At 69.4% G+C, this 20405-nt stretch carries 19 protein-coding genes; 8 read left to right on the top strand and 11 right to left on the bottom strand.

Annotated elements, in window-relative coordinates; all coding sequences use genetic code 11:
* Positions 1 to 125: 125 nt before the first annotated feature.
* From KM176_RS10020 to KM176_RS09985, 8 genes are all read right to left on the bottom strand, one after another.
* On the bottom strand, positions 126 to 1010 hold the full coding sequence (locus KM176_RS10020; RefSeq protein WP_160895834.1) for a metallophosphoesterase family protein: 885 nt from the start codon (positions 1008 to 1010) through the stop codon (positions 126 to 128).
* Entirely contained in the window at positions 1007 to 1999 is a 993-nt protein-coding gene (locus KM176_RS10015; RefSeq protein ID WP_236045246.1) for a diacylglycerol/lipid kinase family protein, read from the bottom strand. The genes KM176_RS10020 and KM176_RS10015 overlap by 4 nt, the downstream gene beginning before the upstream one ends.
* A 77-nt stretch (positions 2000 to 2076) precedes the next feature.
* Entirely contained in the window at positions 2077 to 2694 is a 618-nt protein-coding gene (locus KM176_RS10010) for a DUF1523 family protein (protein WP_160895835.1), read from the bottom strand.
* A gap of 12 nt (positions 2695 to 2706) precedes the next feature.
* Positions 2707 to 2988, bottom strand: a complete 282-nt coding sequence (locus KM176_RS10005; protein WP_160895836.1) for a hypothetical protein — start codon at positions 2986 to 2988, stop codon at positions 2707 to 2709.
* Positions 2985 to 4394 (bottom strand): DUF6638 family protein, encoded by a 1410-nt coding sequence (locus KM176_RS10000; protein WP_160895888.1) that lies wholly within the window; start codon positions 4392 to 4394, stop codon positions 2985 to 2987. Before KM176_RS10000 ends, KM176_RS10005 begins: the two co-directional genes overlap by 4 nt.
* A 136-nt stretch (positions 4395 to 4530) precedes the next feature.
* On the bottom strand, positions 4531 to 6444 hold the full coding sequence (locus KM176_RS09995) for an ATP-binding protein (protein ID WP_160895837.1): 1914 nt from the start codon (positions 6442 to 6444) through the stop codon (positions 4531 to 4533).
* A 38-nt stretch (positions 6445 to 6482) separates the two neighbouring features.
* A complete protein-coding gene (locus KM176_RS09990) occupies positions 6483 to 7604 on the bottom strand; it encodes a hypothetical protein (RefSeq protein ID WP_160895838.1) in 1122 nt (373 codons plus the stop codon).
* Between the two features lie 65 nt (positions 7605 to 7669).
* Positions 7670 to 8743: a coiled-coil domain-containing protein gene (locus KM176_RS09985; protein ID WP_160895839.1), complete on the bottom strand. Its 1074-nt coding sequence runs from the start codon at positions 8741 to 8743 to the stop codon at positions 7670 to 7672.
* A gap of 160 nt (positions 8744 to 8903) precedes the next feature.
* Here KM176_RS09985 and KM176_RS09980 point away from each other — a divergent pair, with 160 nt between their 5' ends.
* Together KM176_RS09980 and KM176_RS09975 are read left to right on the top strand one after the other, a co-directional pair.
* Complete coding sequence (locus KM176_RS09980; protein ID WP_160895840.1) at positions 8904 to 9905, top strand: P1 family peptidase; 1002 nt, start codon at positions 8904 to 8906, stop codon at positions 9903 to 9905.
* A 75-nt stretch (positions 9906 to 9980) separates the two neighbouring features.
* Entirely contained in the window at positions 9981 to 11456 is a 1476-nt protein-coding gene (locus KM176_RS09975; RefSeq protein ID WP_160895841.1) for an NAD-dependent succinate-semialdehyde dehydrogenase, read from the top strand.
* A 37-nt stretch (positions 11457 to 11493) separates the two neighbouring features.
* Here KM176_RS09975 and KM176_RS09970 read toward each other — a convergent pair whose 3' ends face one another.
* Both KM176_RS09970 and KM176_RS09965 read right to left on the bottom strand, forming a co-directional pair.
* A complete protein-coding gene (locus KM176_RS09970; RefSeq protein WP_236045245.1) occupies positions 11494 to 12672 on the bottom strand; it encodes an MFS transporter in 1179 nt (392 codons plus the stop codon).
* Positions 12672 to 13514 carry an LOG family protein gene (locus tag KM176_RS09965; RefSeq protein WP_160895842.1) on the bottom strand — a complete coding sequence of 281 codons (843 nt, stop codon included), beginning with the start codon at positions 13512 to 13514 and terminating at the stop codon, positions 12672 to 12674. The genes KM176_RS09970 and KM176_RS09965 overlap by 1 nt, the downstream gene beginning before the upstream one ends.
* Before the next feature lie 131 nt (positions 13515 to 13645).
* Here KM176_RS09965 and dapD point away from each other — a divergent pair, with 131 nt between their 5' ends.
* The 5 genes from dapD to KM176_RS09940 all read left to right on the top strand — a co-directional run bounded on the left by dapD (position 13646) and on the right by KM176_RS09940 (position 17072).
* Entirely contained in the window at positions 13646 to 14473 is an 828-nt protein-coding gene (gene dapD / locus KM176_RS09960) for a 2,3,4,5-tetrahydropyridine-2,6-dicarboxylate N-succinyltransferase (protein WP_160895843.1), read from the top strand.
* 165 nt (positions 14474 to 14638) lie between these two features.
* Positions 14639 to 14890, top strand: coding sequence for a GlsB/YeaQ/YmgE family stress response membrane protein (locus KM176_RS09955; protein WP_160895844.1), 252 nt, complete (start codon positions 14639 to 14641; stop codon positions 14888 to 14890).
* Between the two features lie 157 nt (positions 14891 to 15047).
* The gene (locus KM176_RS09950; protein ID WP_160895845.1) at positions 15048 to 15407 is read left to right on the top strand and encodes a hypothetical protein; all 360 of its coding nucleotides are present in this window, start codon (positions 15048 to 15050) and stop codon (positions 15405 to 15407) included.
* Positions 15408 to 15492: 85 nt separating this feature from the next.
* Positions 15493 to 16644 (top strand): succinyl-diaminopimelate desuccinylase, encoded by a 1152-nt coding sequence (gene dapE, locus KM176_RS09945; RefSeq protein ID WP_160895846.1) that lies wholly within the window; start codon positions 15493 to 15495, stop codon positions 16642 to 16644.
* A complete protein-coding gene (locus KM176_RS09940; protein ID WP_160895847.1) occupies positions 16641 to 17072 on the top strand; it encodes a GNAT family N-acetyltransferase in 432 nt (143 codons plus the stop codon). The genes dapE and KM176_RS09940 overlap by 4 nt, the downstream gene beginning before the upstream one ends.
* On the opposite strand, the gene KM176_RS09935 is transcribed toward KM176_RS09940, so the two are convergent.
* Positions 16999 to 17538, bottom strand: a complete 540-nt coding sequence (locus KM176_RS09935) for a hypothetical protein (RefSeq protein WP_160895848.1) — start codon at positions 17536 to 17538, stop codon at positions 16999 to 17001. The two genes, KM176_RS09940 and KM176_RS09935, sit on opposite strands and share 74 nt — an antisense overlap.
* Positions 17539 to 18017: 479 nt before the next feature.
* Between KM176_RS09935 and rnr the strand changes: the two genes are divergently transcribed.
* Positions 18018 to 20321 (top strand): ribonuclease R, encoded by a 2304-nt coding sequence (gene rnr, locus KM176_RS09930; RefSeq protein WP_160895849.1) that lies wholly within the window; start codon positions 18018 to 18020, stop codon positions 20319 to 20321.
* Positions 20322 to 20405 lie beyond the last annotated feature (84 nt).

The following is a 20405-nucleotide window of genomic DNA, read 5'->3' as shown; positions in this document are numbered from 1 at the left end:
GACTCATCGGCAGATCTTAGCCATGCCGGGGGCGCGCCGCCAAGCCCCGCGGACCCGCGCCGCAGGTCCCGGGCCGCCTCCGGCGGGGATATTTATGGCCAGATGAGGGAGCCGGGGCACGGAGGTCACCGGGCCGGGAACACCCCGGGGGAGGCTCCGCGGGAGACCGGGGCCGCGCCCCCGGCACCGGCGTCGAAAAGGCCCGCCCCCGGGCCGCTGCGGATCCAGGCGCCCCGGTCCCGGCAGAAGGAGTTGCTGCGGCCCGGCGCGAAGGCCACGCCGCCGGCGCGGTCCCATTCCGCCGCCCACTCGGTGACGCGCAGCCGCTCGCCCGAGAGATCGAGCATGTTGAAGGTGTTGGTTTCCCCCCGGCGCCGGGTCGAGAGACCGGTGCCCGCCTGCACGAAAAGGAGCCCCGGGGCGGCGCGGAACGGGGCGGTGCCGGCGCGGTGCAGGTGGCCCGAGAGCACCACGTCGGCCCCGCAGTCCGACAGGCCCCGCAGGGCGCGGGCGGCGCCGCGCATCGGGCGTTTTTCCACCTCGGGCCCGTGTTCCAGGGGATGGTGCAGCACCGCAACCCGCAGCCGGTCGCCGGCATCCTCGAAGGCGGTACAGACCCGCTCCAGCGCGCGACGGCGGAAGCGACCCTGCTGCCAGGCGAAGGGATTGACCGTGTTCACCCCGACCACCGAAAGCGCCGCATCCCGGTAGGTCGGCTCCAGATCCCGGTCGATCCAGCGGCGATAGCGTCCGAAGGGGCGCAGAAAGCGCAGCAGCACATTGTCGAGCGGCGTGTCGTGATTGCCCGGCACGCAGAGCAGCGGCGCCTCGACCCGCTCCAGGAAGGCGCGCGCCTGGCGGAACTGCGCGACCCGGGCCCGCTGGGTGAAATCGCCCGAAACCACCACCAGATCGGGCCGGATCCTTGAGATGGCCGCCAGCAGCGGCGCCTCCAGCGCCGGTTCGCTGCGTCCGAAATGCAGGTCGGAAAGATGCAGCAGGCGGCTCATGCGGGGGCCTCCTGGCGGGGCCCCGGCAGCAGAAGGCGCAGCGGGCGGTCTTCCATGTGGAAGGTGAAGGGGCTGCGGTCCGGGCGCTTCTCGCCGTCGAAGGCCACCAGCATCCGGGGTTTCGCGGTCTCGACCACCAGGTGCTTCGCCGCCAGCAGATCGTAATCGCGCCCCGGCTGCATGCGCCGGGTGATCAGCCGCCAGGCCAGGCGGAACAGCTCGGCCCGGGTTTCGCCGCGCCCCACCAGCACCGCGAAGGCATCGTCGTGGATCGCCTCGGCCCCCTCCAGACCGAAGATCTCAAGTTGGTAGGCCGAGCGCGCCACGAAGAGCAGCGGCGTGCGCACGTCCTGTACCGCTCCGTCCGCCGTCAGCCGCATCCGCATCGGGCGCTGGAAGCGCCAGAAGGTCCGGATCACCGACCAGTGCGCCATCAGGCGGCGGCGGCCCCAGCGGGCATAGACATCCTCGCGCTCCTTGAGGATGCGCGGATAGATCCCGAGGCTGGCGTTGTTGAGGAAGACCTGACCATCCACCGTGCCGATGCGGATCTCGTGCGGGGTGCCCGCCAGCAGGGCGCGCGCGGCTTCCGAGGCTTCCTCGGGCAGGCCGAGGCCGCGGGCGAAGTAGTTGAAGGTGCCAAGCGGCAGCACGCCGAAGGCCACGTCCTTTCCCAGAACCGCCTGGGCCACCGCCATGGCGGTGCCGTCGCCACCGGCGGCGATGATGGTGCGGGCGCCCCCGGCGATGGCCTTGTCGGCCAGGGCGCCCAGGTCCTGCTCGGTGTCCCAGTGATGCAGCCGGGCATCGTCTCCGAAGACCGCCATGGCGCGGTCGATCGCCTCGGCGTCGCGGGCATTGGTGCCGGACTTGCGGTTGGCAAGGATCGCCACCGGGGTAAGGACCACGGGGGGACGGGACGGGGCCGAGGCCTCCGTCGCATCGGGGCGCGCATCGGCCTCCGGGGAAAACATCGTGCTGAGAGGCATCGGGCCCTCCTGCGTTCAAGCTCTGGACTTAACGCAGCGGGGCCCGGTTCGGTTGCCGGGGGCGGCCCCCGGGCCGTTTATTTCCCGCGCGAGAAGATCCGGCGCAGCTTCGAGCGCCCGGCATAGAGACCGTCGCCCACATCCTCCATCATCGGGTCGATGCGGCGGTCCCAGAAGCGCAGCACGCGCACCCGGATCGCCCAGGCCAGCGCGATGAACAGCACGATGACGATGGTGTTGAACCAGGGCAGCCCCACGTCATCGGGCCCCGAGACCTGCTTGACCCGCACCGCGTTGGGGAAGATCGACAGGAATTCGTTGCGCCAGCCGTAATGGGTGACGCGGACCCATTTCGGGTTGTCCGAGGTCGATTTCAGATCCGCGGCCTCGGTCTGGAGGTTGTTGGTGTTGAACTTGAAATAGGGCGGCCAGCCCCAGCCGGTGTCCTCGTTGCGGAACACCAGCGGCTTGCCGTTGGCACGGATGGTCTGGATGAAGAAGACGTCGCGGTTGGTGGCGTTGGAGGCATTGCCGGCGCCGGAATTCGACCAGAAGATCGAGTTGTCGCCGAAGTCGATCCGCTTCTCGAACGTGTCGGTGACCCGCACCACGTCATGCTGGGGCAGCGTGTAATCGAAGAACGCCGCCAGCACGAGGACGACGATGATCCGGACGGCCCATTTCACGTAACGCATTGGGGTCTCTCCTTACCTGTAGTTCTGGGCGTATATGATGATGGCGACGATGACCACCGGAACGATGTAGATGAGCAGGATCAGGCGGCGCCGGAAGCTGCCGTCATAGGCATCGAGGCCCTTTTCGACAAAGTCCTCCTCCTCGGCATCGTCCTCGGGGATGTCGCCGTGTTCGTCGGTCCAGTCGCGGGTCAGCTTCCGGCGCCGCTTGTGCCGCGACCAGAGCGAGACGGCGGCGTAGATCACGCTCAGCACCAGCGCGGCGGGGATCAGAAAGCGCAGCAGGGCGATCATCGGCGGTCCTTCCGGTGCAGCACGCCCCAGGGGCCGACCCGGGCCACCAGGTCGTCACCGGCTGCGGGCTTGCGGTGCAGGCCGCGCACCTCGTCCCGCGCGCTCAGGCCCTTGGACGGCCCCCAGGGGCCGCTCTGCGGGTGCTGCGGCTCGGCCATGGCGGGTTCGTGGCCGAACAGCGCGGCGCGCGCGCCGGCGGTGTCGACGGCATATTCGCGGGCCAGGAAATCCGCCACATAGGCCTGCTTGGGCGCCGACCAGCCCTGCCAGAGCCGGTAGAACAGCGTCTTGTGGCAGATGAACAGCTGGCGCACGTCCTTCGGCGTCATCTCGGCCAGCAGCATGTTCACCAGGTCCTCGTCGGGGCCTGAGGCGGCGCGCAGCGCGTAGAAATAGCCCGGCGCGCCGGGGTCCGGCAGGCCGGTCGCGCCCTCGACCATGCGGCGCAGGGCGTGGTATTCGGGCGGCAGCACATCGGCATGCAGGCGGGCGATGCGGCGCAGATCGCGGCGCGTGGCGCCTTCCAGGTCCAGGCCGGAATGCTGGGCGGTGTCGACGGTGATGAAATCCATCTTCTGGCGCAGCACCGCCGCCCCGTCGATGCCGCGGGCATGCAGCACCGGCTCGCTCAGCCCGTTGGCGTTCAGGAAGCGCGCCACCCCGGCACGATCCGACAGCGCGATGACCGGCAGCGGCAAGCCGGCAAAGCGTTCGGGTTCCGCCGCCAGGATCGCCGGCTCCCGGACATCGCGGAACAGGTAGGCGCCGCCGAAATGCGCGGTCCAGAAAGTCTTCTGCTCGAACCGTTCCGAGGTCAGGCGGACCGGGCTGCGGCTGACATCGCCACTCTGACGGGCGGTGGCGATCATCTCGTCGATCAGGCGCTGGTCGTGCCAGGCGCCCGGCTCCCTCAGGAAACGGTCCGACAGGCGCCCCAGGGCCTCGGCGGCGCGCAGCACGCCCCGGGTGGTGTCGGCCTCCACCGTGACATGGCGGATCTCCAGCAGCCGCGCCGGGGTCTCGACCTCGAAGACCGAGTTCACCAGCTCTCCGGCCACGGCATCGCGCGCGGTCAGCGCGAAAAGCTGTTCCTCGTTGGCGGCGATGAAGCGGCGCAGGATGCTGCGCGAGGTCGAAAAGCGCGCCTCCAGCAGCGGCGCGCTCTGCTGGCGCACCGACAGCAGGATGAACTGCCGGTTGACGCCCCGGGGGTTCAGATAGGCCGGATCGCCCAGCTCGGCCCCCACCTCCGGCGAATAGCCCGACAGATCGATGTGGAACTCCCGCAGCGCGGTCTCCCGCCCGGTCAGATGGCGCAGGGCGCGGGCATAGCGCTCGGCCAGGGCCTCGGTGTCGACGCGGAACAGGTTGCCGTAGATCAGGCCCCTGTCCAGAAGCAGATCCATCATGGCCGCGCCCCTCCGCCGGCCCGGGGGCCCGCCCGGGACCGCAGGGCCCGGGCAGCGCCCGACGGGCCCCAAGGGGCGCGGAGGGCGCTCCCCCCATTCCCGCACCCCCCGTTCCCGAACACCCGACGCGCGCTCATCCGCGCCCTGCCCGGAAGCGCCGCTGCGCCGCCTCGGCCCGTTCCATCTCGCGCACCCTGTCCGTCACCGCCGCCTCCTCCGCCGCCCCGGCATAGCGCAGCTCGCTGTCGCCGTAGCGGTTGATCTCCTGCATCAGCATCCGGGCTGTGACGGGTTTGCGCAACTCCCCGATCATGGCGCGTTTCGTCGCGTAGTCGCGGTGCAGGAACAGGCCCGGGTCCTGCATCCATTCCTCCGGCAGCTCGACATCCAGAGACCGCGCCTTCACCGCATCGGTGATGTTCTTCACCGCCCGCCCGGTAAAGCGCGGATCGGCCTCCTGGATCGCCTTCAGGTAACTGCCAAGCTTGGCCAGCGTATCCAGCGGCCCCAGCCGCCCCTCAACCTCGGCCAGAACCGCCGCCAGGGCGGGCTCGGCAGGGCGGTCATGGCCGGCATAGCTGTGCGCCACCGCGCGGCGGATCTCCTGCGCCGCCAGGAAATCGTGCTGCCCCAGGGGGATGTCGTGCCCCTCCCCCATCAGCAGCGCCAGCAGGTCGATGTAATCCTCGCGGCTCTGCGGCCCGTCGATCGCAAAGCGCGCCCCGGCGCGCTGGCGCAGCGCATCATCGACCCGCTCCGGAAAGTTCGAGAACAGCCCGAAGCTGCAATTCCCGCGCACCACGGTCTGCGCCCCGGCGAAGGCCTCCATCAGCACCGCCGTGATCTCCTGCTGCCCCGCCGAGGCCTGCCGGTCCCCGCGCCGCCCCGCCACCTGGTCCACATCGTCGATCGTGCCGAAGCCGATGCCGGCGGGATCGCTCACCGCCGCGATGAAATCGCGGGCATTCTGCCCGGACTTGCCCTGGTAGCTGTCCAGCGCCCCGACCGAGAGGTTGCGGTAGCAGAAGGCATAGCCCGCGACCGCGCAATAGTCGTTCAGAAGACCGGCCATCATCCGGATCAGAGTGGTCTTGCCGGTGCCCGGTCGCCCGTCCCCGAGGAAGGTGAAGGCAAAGCCGCCCATCTCGGCAAAGGGGTTCATCCGGGTCAGCGGGTCATAGGCCATCATCATCCGCGCCAGCTTCATCGCCTGATGCTTGGCGATGGCATTGCCGACCACCTCGCGCGGGGCGGCAAACTCCATCTCCACCCGGGTGGAGCGCGCCCGCACCGCCGGCGCGAAGCCCCGGATCACCAGATCGTCGTCGCCGATCCGCCAGGCCCGCCCGGCAAAGCCCGCCACCGGCGCCGTGCCGATCCGCAGCGCCACCGCCGCCATCAGCCGCTCGGCATGGCCCGCGACGGCGGCGACCTGCGCCGCGCCCGCCGCCTCCAGCACGGTGTCCAGCTCCCACAGGGTGCCCTGCAGGGCCAGCGGTGCATTCTCGGTCAGGATCTCTTCGGGCTCCGGCCCCTCGGCAACGGCGCCCTCCAGCTGCGGCGCCAGCAGGAAGGCGGTGGCATTGGCGAAGACATGCAGCACCACCAGCGCCTCGGCCTCCAGCAGCCGCGCGAATTCGGCCTGCCGCGCCCCCGGCACCCGGCCTTCACGGTTGGTCCGCTTCAACTCCGCGAGCCCCGATCCGGCGGCAAAGACCTCGCCCAGCGCCAGGGCCACCGCCAGCGCGCGGCGCAGCGCCCGTGCCAGACCCGCCTGCGCCGGAGAGATCAGCGCATCCGCCTCCCCCGCCCGGATCCGCTCCAGCAGATGCACCGAGGCGCCCCGTGCCGGGCGCGTCGCCGTCAGCCCCGGCGTGGTCGAACGGAAGGCGCGATGCCCGGGCAGAGCGCGCGCGCCGGTGGCGGGCCCCTCCCGCGGCCTGGTCAGCCGCGGCGCGTGATCGAACCCCGTCAGCAGCGCCTCGGCCGCCGGGTAGCAGGCCCGGATCTCCGCCTCGGGCAGCGCCATCACATCCAGATCCGACATCTCTCGCCTTCCCTCTCTTGCGCACCGGTCGCGCGGCCTCAGCGCTGGCTCAGCACCCGGCCGCCATCGCCGACGACATATTTCCGCAGCCTCCGGAAACCCTCCGGCGCCTGTTCCACCAGCACCTGATAGGGCCGCGCGGGCAGCACCAGCGCCCGGCTGCGGGCACTCACCCCGCGCTCACTTCCCTGCACGGGATCCAGCGCGAAGACCTCGCGCTCCACCTGGCCGAACCAGCCCGTGCGCTCCTGCACCACGCGTTCGCTCTCCAGCAGCTCCGAGGTCCAGGCCAGCGCCCAGTCCTCGCCCTCCGCGCCCCCCGCAGCCGCCAGCACATCGGCGATCGGCCCGGACTGGCGGGTGAACAGATGCGAATGCATCGGCCCCACATGCAGCCGCCGCAGCCGCTTCGGATGCAGGTCGGAGAAATCGGCATCCAGCCCGCGCGCGATGGTCAGCAGCTTCAGCCCCGAGAGGCTCTGCGCCGAAAGATAGCCGCGCAGCTCGGCCCAGCGGGCGCCGTCGGCGGGCAGGCCGGTGGCGCCGGTATCCTCCAGCTCCATCAGCCAGATCAGCGGCAGGTTCACCTGGCTGTCCCAGCTCGACCAGTGCAGCAGGTAGCGCCGCCGCCCCGGTGCCACATCGCCCAGCCACTCGGCCTCCGCCTCCACATGCGGCCAGAACAGCCGGCCCTTCGCCAGCTCCTCCAGATAAAGCCGCTGCGACAGCGCATATTGCAGCCGCACCGGGGTGCGCAGATCGCCGATGATCTCGTCCAGCATCTGCCGCTTCAGCGCCGCTTCCGAAGGCATCTCGGCCAGCCGCGCCGTGGCCTGGGCGGCGTCATTGGCCAGCACCATCACCTCGCGGGCGGTGGGAAAGCCGCTCTCGTGATCGTCGATGGTCAGCGCGCCGGTGCCCTTCAGCCCCGCGCGCCCGACCATCATGTATTTCATCTCCAGCGCCCGGAAGGTGAAGCCCAGGGCCGCCAGATGCCCGGCCACCGCCGCGCTTTCACGCGCCGAAAGCGCCCCCTCGGCCTCCATCACGCCCAGCACCCGGGGCAGATGGGCGCAAATCGCCCGCATCTGCGCCAGGTAGCGCCGCGACAGCGTGCCGTCCTCCAGCACCACGTGATCCGACGCCAGCCCCTCAGTCATCAAGACACCTTGCGGGATGGCGGGCGGGGCGATGCCCCGCAGGGGCGAGCGGCGCTGCCATCCCCTCAGCCGCCATAAAGATTGCTGTCATGCTTCTCGACGATGGCGCGGAAACGGCGGGCAAAGCGCTCGTCCGCCCGCGCCTTGGCCTCCAGCACCTCTCGGGCAAAGACCATGTGGCCCTCGTGCGCCTCCAGCATGTCGGCCATCCGGGCATTGGTGGCCGCGCCGATCTGCGCCATCGCCTTCTGCGCCTCGCGGTCGGTCTCGGTGCCGATCTCGTTGATCCGGTGCGCGACCTCCTGCTGCTGCGCGGTCTTCAGCGATTTCGTCAGCGCGTCATACAGCACCACCCGCTGCTTGGTGTCGGTCTGAAGCTTGTTGATCAGCACCATCTGGGTCGCCGCCTGGTTCTGCAGGCTATCCACCCAGGTCTTGCCCTTTTCCACGTAGCGCTCCAGCGTCTGCGAGCGGGCAATCTTCACCTGCTCGTCCTGCACCTTGGCGTTGTATTCCGCATTCACCCCGGCCAGATCGCTTTCCAGCCGGGTGCGTTCGGCGGCGTCCTGGCAAACGCCGATGCGGTTCTCCAGGTCGATGATCTTCGGATCCATCGCCAGGATCGCGGCCCGCAGCGCCTCCAGTTCGCTCACCACCGCCTCGCGCTCGGCCAGGGTCTCCGACAGGTTCGTGCCCACCTTCTGCTTCTGGTGCTCCAGCTCGCTCAGCTGGTCCTGCAACAGCCGGGTGATCTCGTCCGACTTGGCGATCAGATCCTGCAGCTTGTCGTCGATCGAGGCATGGCGCAGCCGCTCCTGGCGCATCTGCTCGGCCTTCTGGCGCGAGAAGAAGCCCATCACCTTCTCCATCCCCGTGCGGTTGCGCATCGCGTCGAACTCGCGCGAGAACTGCCCCGTCACGTCATCGAGGCCCATGATCAGCTCGGCGATGTTGGCGTTCATCTGCTCGGCATGGGCGCGCACATCCGCCAGCGTCGCGTCCTCGATCCCCGCCAGCGCCTCCGAGGCCCCGGCATCGGCGCGCGCCGCCTCGATCCGCGCCGTCACCTGCGCGATGCGCCCCTGCGCCTCGCTCACCTCGCGCCGGCTCTGCTGGATCTGCGCCTCGAAATCGGACATCTGGCTCTCCTCGTCCTGGGTTTCTGCCGATATGGGCGGTGTTAATCGGATTTACATCCCCCGCCAGTCGATTTTCCGTGACCTGACGGGAGCGTGAGCGCCAAGACCCGTTGCAGAGCCGTCCGTCTCCGGCAACAGTCCAGCGCGAAAGGATTTTCTCATGACATGGATGAACGCGATCACCGATATCGAGGGGCTGCTGCTGGGACAGGCACAGGACGACACGGTGAAATCCGGGGTCAGCGTGCTGACTGCCGACACCCCCTTCACCGCCGCCGTCCATGTCATGGGCGGCGCCCCCGGCACGCGCGAGACCGACCTTCTGGCGCCCGACAAGACGGTGCAGAAGGTCGATGCGCTGGTGCTCTCGGGGGGATCGGCCTTCGGGCTCGATGCGGCCTCGGGGGTGGCGGATGCGCTGCGCGCAGAGGGGCGCGGCTTTCAGGCCGGGCCGGTGCGGGTGCCCATCGTGCCCGGCGCCATCCTTTTCGACCTGATCAACGGCGGCGACAAATCCTGGAGCGAGAACCCCTACAAGGCGCTTGGCCGCGCCGCCTACGGCACCCGGGGGCGGCGCGTCGCGCTTGGCTCGGTCGGCGCCGGGACCGGGGCCAATACCGCCGGGCTGAAGGGCGGCCTCGGCACCGCTTCGGTAAAGCTGCCGGGGGGCTACACGGTGGGCGCGCTGGTGGCCGTCAACGCGCTTGGCACCGCCACGGTCGGCGTCGGGCGGCATTTCTGGGCCGCCCCGTGGGAGATGTCGGAGGAATTCGGCGGCCTCGGCCTGCCCGCGCGCTTCCCCGATCCCCACGAGGCGCTGACCAAGGCGAAGATGCTGGGCCGGCGCGCGCAGGGCGAGAACACCACCATCGCCATCATCGCCACCGATGCCGACCTGACCCAGGCACAGTGCACCCGGCTGGCCACCGCCGCCCATGACGGTTTTGCCCGTGCGCTGGTGCCCTCGCACACCCCTGCCGACGGCGACCTGATCTTTGGCGCCGCCACCAATGCAAGGCCCCTCGCCGACCCCGCGGATCTGCTGGATCTCTGCCATGCCGGCGCCACCGTCATGGCCCGCGCCATCGCCCGCGGCGTCCATGCCGCCACCCCCGCGCCCCACGATCCCTTCCCCTGCTGGCAGGACCTTGCCGGGCACTGACCGCGCAGACAGTGGCCGGGCGGCACCCCGGCCCTACCCTCAGCCTGAACGCACCCAGACCAAGGGAGTAGTCAGATGCTGGACACCACCACGAACCTCTCCGCCCTTCTGAAGGACCCGTCGCTGCTGGCCACCCGGGCCTATGTGAACGGCAAGTGGATCGACGGCGCCGACGGGACCTTCGCCGTCACCAACCCCGCGCGCGGCGACGTGCTGGCCGAGGTCGCGAACCTGTCGCGCGCCCAGATCGCCACCGCCATCGACGCCGCCCACGATGCGCAACGGCTCTGGGCGGCGCGGACCGCCAAGGAACGCTCGGTGCTGCTGCGCCGCTGGTTCGACCTGATCATGGAGAACCAGGAGGATCTGGGCACGATCCTGACCGCCGAACAGGGCAAGCCCCTGGCCGAGGCCAAGGGAGAGATCGCCTATGGCGCTTCCTTCATCGAATTCTACGCCGAAGAGGCCAAGCGCATCTACGGAGAGACCATTCCCGGCCATCAGGCCGACAAGCGGATCACCGTGATCAAGCAGCCGGTCGGCGTTGCCGCCTCGATCACGCCGTGGAACTTCCCCACCGCGATGATCACCCGCAAGGCCGGCCCGGCGCTGGCCGCCGGGTGCAGTTTCCTCGCCCGCCCGGCCTCTGAAACGCCGCTTTCGGCGCTGGCGCTGGCGGTTCTGGCGGCGCGCGCGGGCCTGCCCGCCGGGGTCTTCAACGTCCTGCCCTCGGGCAGCTCCTCCGAAGTCGGCAAGGAGTTCTGCGAGAACGAGAAGGTCCGCAAGATCACCTTCACCGGCTCCACCGCCGTCGGGCGCATCCTGCTGAAACAGGCCGCCGACACGGTGAAGAAATGCTCGATGGAGCTGGGCGGCAACGCGCCCTTCATCGTCTTCGACGACGCCGATCTGGACGCCGCCGTCGAGGGCGCGATCCAGTGCAAGTTCCGCAACAACGGCCAGACCTGCGTTTGCGCCAACCGGATCTACGTGCAGTCGGGCGTCTATGATGCCTTCGCTGAGAAGCTGAAGGCGAAGGTCGCCGCCATGACGGTGGGTGACGGGCTGGAGGAGGGCTCGGAGCTGGGGCCGCTGATCACCGAGGACGCGGTGCAGAAGGTCCGCGACCACATCGCCGATGCCACCGCCAAGGGCGCCAGGGTGATCCTGGGCGGCGACAAGGGCGGCCTGCCCGGCACCTTCTTCCCGCCCACCATCGTCACCGGCGCCACGCCGGAGATGGCCTTCGCAACCGAGGAGACCTTCGGCCCCCTCGCCCCGCTGTTCCGGTTCGAGGACACGGACGAGGTGATCGCCATGGCCAATGACACGATCTTCGGGCTGGCCTCGTATTTCTACGCCAGGGACCTGAGCCGCGTGTACAAGGTGGCCGAGGCGCTGGAATACGGCATCGTGGGGGTGAACACCGGGCTGATCTCGACCGAGGTGGCGCCCTTTGGCGGCGTCAAGCAATCGGGTCTGGGCCGCGAGGGCAGCCGCCACGGGATCGAGGAATTCCTCGAGGTGAAGTACATCTGCATGTCGGTATGAGGGATCGGGCCTGCCCTTTCGGGGCAGGCCCCGCAGCTCAGGCCGGGACCGGCCCGCGCGCCCGCATCCGCGCCGAAACGACGTGGATCGCCGCGCCCAGCCCGTAAAGCACCAGCGCGAAAACCAGGAAGCCGCTCTCTCCGGCGGCGCCGGTCATGGCCAGCAGGACGGGCGTGCCAAGGAAGTTGCCGAGGTTGCCCATCTGCGCCAGCACGCCGTTCGACAGCGCCCGCCCCTCTGCATCCAGGTTGATCTGCGGCACGGAGGCAAAGCTGCCGCCCTGCACCAGCCCCAGCACGCAGAACAGCAGCACCGGCGCCCAGGCAATCTGCGGCAGCAGTGCCAGGCACAGCGCCCCCAGCGCCGAGAGGCCGAAGCCCCAGACCACGACCTTCACCGCCGGGTGGCGGCGCAGCAGATAGGCCCCGAGGGTGAGCGAGGTCACGATCCCCGCCATCGGCAGCACCGTCATCAGCCCCTCGCGCGCATCGGCGCGGAAGAAGGCGGGCATCACCGTCAGCGTCGCCATGTAGGTCGCGGCGTAGCAGCCGAACCCCAGCCCCGGCGTCGCGATGAAGGCCGAGCGATAGGCCGCGCCATGCCGTTTCAGCAGCGCCAGCGGCGCGAAGGAGGCATTGCCGGCAAAGGGCCGGTCCTCCGGCAGGCAGACCCGCACGATGACCGCGAAGGCCGCCATCCAGGCGGCATGGGTCAGCAGCACCGCCGGCAACCCGCCCAGCGCCAGCAGGGCATGGCCGATCACCGCGTAAAGCGCGAAGGCGACGCCGAAATAGGTCGACCAGATCGCCAGCGACACCGGCCGCGCGCGGTCATCGGCGATCTCGGCCATCAGGGTCGGGGCGGCCACCACGATCACCAGATGCGACAGCCCCTCGATCACCCGCAGGCCCATCATCACCGGCAGCGGCGGCATCAGCGCCTCGATGCAGGACAGCACCGCGCCGAAGGCCAGCCCCAGGACCAGCATCCGCCGGAAGCCCAGACGCGCCACCGCCAGCCCCGCGACCAGCCCCAGCACCACCCCCATGAGAGAGATCAGCGAGAGCAGGAAGCCGAGCGAGGCCCCCGCCCCCGGATAGGCCGCCGCCCAGGCCGGGAACAGGACCGAGATCTTGCCGAATTGTCCTGCCGCCCCCAGCCCCGCCAGGAACAGCACCGCGATGCGAAACCACATCTGCCCGCGTGCAGGGGCCATCAGCCGCGCCCGGGGATGCGGCGGCGTTTCTCGCCGACATGTTCCCAGCCGTCGATCACCTCGATCGCCTCTTCGGCAGTCTCGACGAAGCGGAACAGCTTCAGATCATCCGGAGAGATCGTGCCGGCCTCGGCGATGGCGTCGAAGTCGATGATGCTTTCCCAGAAGCTGCGCCCGAACAGCAGCAGCGGCACCTGCGCCATGCGACCGGTCTGGATCAGGGTGATCGCCTCGAACATCTCGTCCAGGGTGCCGAAGCCGCCCGGGAAGATGCACAGCGCCCGGCAGCGCATCAGGAAATGCATCTTGCGGATCGCGAAGTAGTGGAAGTTGAAGCACAGCTCGGGCGTCACCCACTGGTTCGGCACCTGCTCGTGGGGCAGCACGATGGACAGGCCGACGCTCTTGCCGCCGGCCTCGGCGGCGCCGCGGTTGCCGGCCTCCATCACGCCCGGGCCGCCGCCGGTGCACACCACCCAGTCGGTGCCGCCCCCGGCCAGAGAGCGTTCGGTCATCAGCGCGGCAAAGCGGCGGGCCTCGTCGTAGAAATGGCTCAGACGTTCAAGGCCGGGATTGCGGGCCTTCTCGCCCGGGGCGGGGATGCGTGCCCCGCCGAACAGCACCACGGTCGAGGCGATGCCGGCCTCGTCCATGCCCAGCTCGGGCTTCAGCAGCTCCAGTTGCAGGCGCACCGGGCGCAGCGCATCGCGGGCCAGGAAATCATCGTCGGTGAACGCCAGCCGGTAGGCCTCGGACCGGGTCTGGGGCGTGTCGGGCAGGTGGCCCGTCTGGCGGATGTCGTCCCGGGCATCACGGAAGCGGCCGTGGGTGTCGTCGCTCATTCTCGGCAATCCTTCTGTCGATCTCCCTGCGTAACCTGCCCCGCCGCCCGATGCCAGAGCAGCGCAGCCCGCGATTGCGCCCCCCGCCCGTGCTGGCTATAGCGGTCGGGAACCGAAACGAGGAACTGAAGATGTCCAACGCTCAGCTCGAAGCTGCCATCGAAGCCGCCTGGGAGGCGCGCGACACCATCACCCCCGCGACCACCGGCGAAACCCGGGAAGCCATCGAAGACACGCTGAACGCCCTGGACAGCGGCGCCCTGCGCGTTGCCGAGAAGCAGGAAGACGGCAACTGGAAAGTGAACCAGTGGGCCAAGAAGGCCGTGCTGCTGGGCTTCCGCATCAAGGACATGGAACAGCATGACGGCGGCCCGCAGGGCTCCGGCTGGTGGGACAAGGTCGACAGCAAGTTCAAGGGCTGGGGCGACAACCAGTGGAAGGCCGCAGGCTTCCGCGCCGTGCCGAACTGCGTGGTCCGCAAATCCGCCTACATCGCGCCCGGCGCGGTGCTGATGCCCTCCTTCGTGAACCTGGGCGCCCATGTCGGCAGCGGCACCATGGTCGACACCTGGGCCACCGTCGGCTCCTGCGCGCAGATCGGCAAGAACTGCCACATCTCGGGCGGCGCGGGCATCGGCGGCGTGCTTGAGCCCCTGCAGGCCGGCCCCGTCATCATCGAGGACAACTGCTTCATCGGCGCACGCTCCGAAGTGGCCGAGGGCGTCATCGTGCGCGAGGGCTCGGTGCTGGGCATGGGCGTGTACCTGGGCCAGTCCACCAAGATCGTCGACCGCGAGACCGGCGAAGTCATGTATGGCGAAGTGCCGCCCTACTCGGTCGTCGTGGCCGGCACCATGCCCTCCAAGAACGGCGTGAACCTCTACTGCGCGGTCATCGTCAAGCGCGTGGACGAACGCACCCGTTCGAAGACCGGCGTGAACGAGCTGCTGCGCGACTGATCGCGCCCGCAGGCAGACATCGGAAGGGCCCGGAGGCAGACCGCCTTCGGGCCCTTTGCATGCGCCGACCCGCCCGCGCGCCCCGCGGGAACATTTCCCCTGCCGCCGCGTTGACCTTGCGACCCGCCCCAGAGGCGGCCCGGAGATCAACGAAAGGAAAGACCAATGGCAGGACTTGGCTGGATTGCGGCGATCATCGTCGGTGCCATCGCGGGCTGGATCGCAGAAAAGATCATGAGCTCCAGCATGGGCCTGATCCTGAACATCATCCTCGGGATCGTCGGCGCCGTGGTGATGAACTTCCTGCTGCTGGCCATCGTCGGCAGCACCCTGGGCGGCTGGTTCGGCCAGCTGATCGTCGGCGTGATCGGCGCCTGCCTGCTGATCGCCCTGACCCGCGCCCTGCGGCGCGTCTGACGCCCGGCGGGTCCGACGCCCCCGACATGCCCGCCCGCGCCCGCCCCGGCGCGGGCGTTTGGCTGTCCGAGGTCCGGCGACCGCCCCCGCCTGCCGCATCGCCCCCTTTACTTCCGCGCCGCGATCTGGGACAGCCGCCGCAACCACGGAGGGCGCTATGGCCAAGGACAAGACCCCACGCAAGCAACAGGTCTACACGCTGCTGGTCGAGGTCGGCCGGCACGAGGGCGACGGCCTGCCCGAGGACAGCACCGGCGCCGCGCTGATGTGCTACGCCTCCGGCGTCGACGAGGCCGAGGCCGTCCGCGAGACGGTGGCGATCCTCAAGCAGGCGGACCTCGCACCGCTGGATGTCTCGGGCTACGGCTCGCTCGAGGAGCGGCTGGAAGAAGGCCATGACATCCCCGAGGAAGAGCGCGAGCTGATGCAGCGCGCGCTGGAAGAGAACTCGGTCATCGTGGCGCAGATGACGCCGTTCTACGATGATGCCGGAGAACCGGGCGACACCGTTCATTGACAGTGACGTGACAGGGTCTTTCAGGGGCGGGGCTTTGCTTCGTGCCGGAAAGGCGCTAGCCATGCGCGTCAAAGGAGAGTCCCAGATGTCGCATGCCCCCGTCGATCCCGTTGCGCTCAGTGCCGATCTGATCCGCTGCCCCTCGGTCACCCCCGAGGAAGGCGGTGCGCTGGTCCTGCTGGAAGGCCTGCTGTCGGGCGCCGGGTTCACCTGCACCCGGGTCGATCGCAACGGCACCTCGAACCTCTATGCCCGCTGGGGCGCCAAGGGCCATGCCCGCAGCTTCGGCTTCAACGGCCATACCGACGTGGTGCCGGTGGGCGATGCGGCCGCCTGGACGGTCGATCCCTTCGGCGGCGCGATCAAGGACGGCATCCTCTGGGGGCGCGGCGCCACCGACATGAAGACCGGCGTTGCCGCCTTTGCCGCCGCTGCGGTGGATTTCGTCCGCCAGACGCCCCCCGACGGCGCGGTGATCCTGGCGATCACCGGCGACGAGGAAGGCGATGCCCATGACGGCACCATCGCCCTGCTGGACTGGATGCAGACCGAGGGCGAGGCGATGTCCGCCTGCCTGGTCGGCGAACCCACCTGCCCCGAGACCATGGGCGAGATGATGAAGATCGGCCGGCGCGGCTCCATGACCTGCTGGTTCACGGCGACCGGCAAGCAGGGCCATTCGGCCTATCCGCACAAGGCGAAGAACCCGCTGCCCGCGATGGCGCGGCTGATCGACCGGCTGGCCAGCGCGACGCTGGACGAGGGCACCGATCATTTCGACGCCTCGACCCTGGCGGTGGTGCAGTTCGACACCGGCAACCGCGCCACCAACGTGATCCCGGCGCAGTGCAAGGCCGCCGTCAACATCCGCTTCAACGATGCCCATAGCGGCGCCGAGCTCAGCCAGTGGCTGAAGCGCGAGGCCCAGGACGTCAGCCGCAACTTCGGCATCCAGATCGACTGCGAGATCAAGATCTCGGGCGAAAGCTTCCTGACGCCCCCGGGCGAACTGTCGACGCTGGTGGCGAAATCCGTCGAGGCCGAGACCGGCGTTGTGCCCGAGATGTCGACCTCGGGCGGAACCTCGGACGCGCGTTTCGTCAAGGATCACTGCCCGGTGGTGGAATTCGGCCTGGTCGGCCAGACCATGCACCAGGTGGACGAACGTGTCCCGGTCGAACAGATCACCCAGCTGAAGGGCATCTACGCCCGCATCCTGAAGGACTACTTCGCATGAGCGGCACGCTGCGGATCGAGGCGGTCGCGGATCCCGCGGACTGCTTCGCCCTGCGGCGCAAGGTCTTCATCGAGGAACAGGGCTTTTCCGAGGCCGACGAATGGGATGCGCTGGACGCGGGCGCCGTGCATCTGCTGGCCCGCCTGGACGGCGTGGCCCTGGGCACCGCGCGGCTGCTGGACGAGGGCGCGGATGGGCGGATCGGACGGATCTGCGTGCTGGCACCGGCACGCGGCACCGGCCTTGGCGCGGCGCTGGTGCGCGAGGGGATCGCGCAGCTGGCCGCCCGGGGCCACAGGCGCATCGTGCTGGGTGCCCAGGTGCAGGCGATGGGCTTTTACGAGGGCCTGGGCTTTACCACCAGCGGCCCGGAATACGACGGCGGCGGGGTGCCGCACCGGGAGATGGCGCTGGTTCTGCCGCTCTAGCCACGGCCCGTTCCGGCGCGCCCCCGGAGCTTGGCAGGAAGAGGAAGGGCGCCTCCTGCTCGGCCTCGATGGCACGCAGGTAGGCCGGACCGGAATGGCCCCGGTCGATCAGCTCCCGGGTCAGCAGCGACCGGCCATGCAATCCGCCGACGCTCTCTCTCAGGCCGCCCAGCAGGGTCTGCGCCTGCGGCAGCACCCTCTGGCGCAGCGCGGCGCGGTCCTCGAACGCGATCCCGGCGGCCACGCGACGCGCCAGCCCATCCGCGCCGAGCGGCCGCAGCAGCGCCATCAGCTCCTGCGCCTGACGGGCCGACAGGGCGGCGGCGACCTCAAGCTCTCCGGCCTCGTAGAGGGCGCGCAGCCCGGCATCCTGGCACAGGGCCAGCGCCGAAACGATCAGCCAGAGCACCTCAAGATCCTGTGTCGCAAGATCGAGACCGCCGCCGACATCGGGCGCGGCGGGCAACAGGGCCTCGGCGGTCTGTTCCAGCGCACAGGTGTCGAAGAGAGCCTTCCGCCCGCGCGACAGCACCGCTTTGCGGAAAGAACTGGCCGCAGCCAGAGATCAGATCTGCGCTTCGAGCTGGGCGGAAATGGCGATGGCCTGTCCTTCCTGCCAGTCCCAGGCGGCAAGCTCGGCGAGGAGATCGTCTTGGGGCATCTTCGGGCTTTCCTTGCGGGTCGGACCAGTTTGCGGCACGGCGGCAAGGAGGCAACGGGAATCTGCGGGGCGGACCTGCGGCGGCGACCGGTATGCCAGGGGATGCCTGTGCCGGATGCACCGGTCTGATGCGGGGCGTGCGCGCGGGGTGGAAAGCGGGCCGGGGGCGCTGCCCCCGTCGCGCGCTGCGCGACTCCCCCGAGGTATTTGGAACAAGAAAATGGAGAGGGGGCGGCGCTGCTTTTCGCGATGACCAGGATACGGCGGCGTGGTATGGCGGCACAATGGCACAGCTTCCTTCCCGGCAGGACATCCTCGACTGGATCTCCGAGCATCCGACCCAGACCGCAAAGCGCGACATCGCCAAGGCCTTTGGCATCAAGGGCCAGGCCCGCATCGACCTCAAGCGCCTGCTGAAGGAGCTGGAGGCCGAGGGCGTGCTGGCGAAACGCCACAAGACCTATCGCGATCCGGACCGGCTGCCGCCGGTCTCGGTGTTGCAGGTGAACGCGCCGGATGCCGATGGCGACCTGACCGCGAAGCCGCTGGAATGGCAGGGCGAGGGCCCGGAACCCGTGGTGCATCTGGTGCTGCGCGACAGCGATCCCGCGCTTGGCGCCGGGGATCGCATCCTGGGCAAGGTCACCCCGATCGAGGGCGAGAATGCCTACGAGGCGCGGCTGATCCGCAAGATCGGCCAGAACCCCACGCGGATTCTGGGCGTGTTCCGGCAGGGCTCCGAAGGGGGGCGGATCGTGCCCATCGAGAAGGGCCAGGACAAGGAATGGCTGGTCCCCGAGGGCGCCACCCACGGGGCAAAGGACGGCGAGCTGGTCGAGGCCGAGCAGGCCGGGCCCAAGGCCCGCATGGGCCTGCCGCGCGCCCGCATCGTCGCGCGGCTGGGCGATCCGACCGCACCGAAGGCCGTCAGCCTGATCGCCATCCACCAGCACGGCATCCGCGACGCCTTCCCCGATGAGGTGATCGCCGAGGCCGACCGCATGAAGCCCGCCGGCCTCTCGGGGCGCGAGGACATGCGCGACATGCCGCTGGTCACCATCGACCCTTCGGATGCGCGCGACCACGATGACGCCTGCTATGCCGAGGCCGATCCCGATCCGAAGAACCCCGGCGGCTTCCTGCTCTGGGTCGCGATCGCCGATGTGGCGCATTACGTGACGCCGGGATCGGCGCTGGATCGCGAGGCGCGCCAGCGCGGCAATTCCAGCTACTTCCCCGACCGGGTCGTGCCGATGCTGCCGGACCGGCTGTCGGGGGACCTGTGTTCGCTGCACGAGGGCGTGCCGCGCGCCTGCATCGCCGTCTGCATGAAGATCGACGCCCAGGGCCACAAGCTGAGCCACCGCTTCCAGCGCGGGCTGATGCGATCCGCCGCGTCGCTGTCCTACGAAGAGGTGCAGGCCGCCATCGACGGCCAGCCCAACGACAAGACCGGGCCGCTGCTGGAGGACGTGCTGAAGCCGCTCTACGGTGCCTATGCCGCCCTGCGCGCCGCCCGCGAGGCGCGCCAGCCGCTGGACCTGGACCTGCCGGAACGCAAGATCGAGCTGTCCGAGGACGGCCAGGTCAGCTCCGTGCGGTTCCGCGACCGGCTGGATGCCCACAAGCTGATCGAGGAATTCATGGTGCTGGCCAATGTCGCCGCCGCCGAGACCCTGATCGCGAAGAACTCTCCGCTGCTGTTCCGGGTCCACGAGGAACCCAGCCCCGAAAAGCTGGAGGCGCTGCGCGAGACCGCCGATGCCGCCGGTTTCAAGCTGGCCAAGGGCCAGGTGCTGAAGACGGCGCATATCAACCGGCTGCTGAACCAGGCCGCCGGCACCGACCAGGCCGAGCTGATCAACATGGCGACCCTGCGCTCGATGATGCAGGCCTATTACGCGCCGGTGAACTTTGGCCACTTCGGCCTGGCGCTGCAGAACTACGCGCATTTCACCTCGCCCATCCGGCGCTATTCCGACCTGATCGTGCATCGCGGCCTGATCAACGTGCACCGCTGGGGCAAGGACGGGCTGTCGGCGGAGGATGTCGAGCGGCTGGAAGGCACCGCGACGCATATTTCCGAGACCGAGCGCAAGTCGATGATGGCCGAACGCGACACCACCGACCGCTACCTGGCCGCCTACCTGAGCGAACGGGTGGGCAATGAATTCACCGGTCGGATCAGCGGCGTGGCGCGCTTCGGCGCCTTCGTGCGGCTGGATGAAACCGGCGCCGACGGGCTGGTGCCGATCCGCTCGCTGGGCTCCGAGTTCTTCCATTTCGACCGCGAGGAAATGACCCTGATGGGCGCCGACACCGGGATGCTGGTGGCGCCGGGGATGCGGGTCACCGTCAAGCTGGCCGAGGCCGTGCCGGTGACCGGCGGGCTGGAGCTGGAGCTGATCGAGCTGGACGGCGCCACGGTGCAGCACGGGCCGTCGCGGCGCGGCGGGCGCAGGAAAAGCTACGGCAAGGGGGCGCCGAACCGTCCGGGCACCACGCGTTCCAAGCCCAATCTGGTCCGCCAGAAGCGCAAGGACAGCAAGACCGCGAAGAAAGTAAAGCGGACCCGCACGCAGAAGTGAGCGGGTCTTCGCAGACGTGAAATTCCCCGGCTGCAAGGCTTTGGATTTCAGGCTTTTCGGTTTACCATCCTTAAAAACACAAAA

The organism is Pseudooceanicola endophyticus, from assembly GCF_018760365.1.
Taxonomy (GTDB): domain Bacteria; phylum Pseudomonadota; class Alphaproteobacteria; order Rhodobacterales; family Rhodobacteraceae; genus Pseudooceanicola; species Pseudooceanicola endophyticus.
Note: the sequence above shows the minus strand (reverse complement) of the source record. Positions and strands in the feature narration are given on the sequence as shown.

What these genes read in the sequence shown, in the direction of transcription:
- rnr (WP_160895849.1), top strand. Translation starts at nt 18,018, where the DNA reads ATGGCACAGCTTCCTTCCCGGCAGGACATCCTCGACTGGATCTCCGAG.
- KM176_RS09940 (WP_160895847.1), top strand. Translation starts at nt 16,641, where the DNA reads ATGAGCGGCACGCTGCGGATCGAGGCGGTCGCGGATCCCGCGGACTGC.
- KM176_RS09955 (WP_160895844.1), top strand. Translation starts at nt 14,639, where the DNA reads ATGGCAGGACTTGGCTGGATTGCGGCGATCATCGTCGGTGCCATCGCG.
- KM176_RS09985 (WP_160895839.1), bottom strand. Translation starts at nt 8,743, where the DNA reads ATGTCCGATTTCGAGGCGCAGATCCAGCAGAGCCGGCGCGAGGTGAGC.
- KM176_RS09965 (WP_160895842.1), bottom strand. Translation starts at nt 13,514, where the DNA reads ATGAGCGACGACACCCACGGCCGCTTCCGTGATGCCCGGGACGACATC.
- KM176_RS10000 (WP_160895888.1), bottom strand. Translation starts at nt 4,394, where the DNA reads ATGGATCTGCTTCTGGACAGGGGCCTGATCTACGGCAACCTGTTCCGC.
- dapD (WP_160895843.1), top strand. Translation starts at nt 13,646, where the DNA reads ATGTCCAACGCTCAGCTCGAAGCTGCCATCGAAGCCGCCTGGGAGGCG.
- dapE (WP_160895846.1), top strand. Translation starts at nt 15,493, where the DNA reads ATGTCGCATGCCCCCGTCGATCCCGTTGCGCTCAGTGCCGATCTGATC.
- KM176_RS10005 (WP_160895836.1), bottom strand. Translation starts at nt 2,988, where the DNA reads ATGATCGCCCTGCTGCGCTTTCTGATCCCCGCCGCGCTGGTGCTGAGC.
- KM176_RS09970 (WP_236045245.1), bottom strand. Translation starts at nt 12,672, where the DNA reads ATGGCCCCTGCACGCGGGCAGATGTGGTTTCGCATCGCGGTGCTGTTC.
- KM176_RS09950 (WP_160895845.1), top strand. Translation starts at nt 15,048, where the DNA reads ATGGCCAAGGACAAGACCCCACGCAAGCAACAGGTCTACACGCTGCTG.
- KM176_RS10010 (WP_160895835.1), bottom strand. Translation starts at nt 2,694, where the DNA reads ATGCGTTACGTGAAATGGGCCGTCCGGATCATCGTCGTCCTCGTGCTG.
- KM176_RS10020 (WP_160895834.1), bottom strand. Translation starts at nt 1,010, where the DNA reads ATGAGCCGCCTGCTGCATCTTTCCGACCTGCATTTCGGACGCAGCGAA.
- KM176_RS09990 (WP_160895838.1), bottom strand. Translation starts at nt 7,604, where the DNA reads ATGACTGAGGGGCTGGCGTCGGATCACGTGGTGCTGGAGGACGGCACG.
- KM176_RS09995 (WP_160895837.1), bottom strand. Translation starts at nt 6,444, where the DNA reads ATGTCGGATCTGGATGTGATGGCGCTGCCCGAGGCGGAGATCCGGGCC.
- KM176_RS09975 (WP_160895841.1), top strand. Translation starts at nt 9,981, where the DNA reads ATGCTGGACACCACCACGAACCTCTCCGCCCTTCTGAAGGACCCGTCG.
- KM176_RS10015 (WP_236045246.1), bottom strand. Translation starts at nt 1,999, where the DNA reads ATGCCTCTCAGCACGATGTTTTCCCCGGAGGCCGATGCGCGCCCCGAT.
- KM176_RS09980 (WP_160895840.1), top strand. Translation starts at nt 8,904, where the DNA reads ATGACATGGATGAACGCGATCACCGATATCGAGGGGCTGCTGCTGGGA.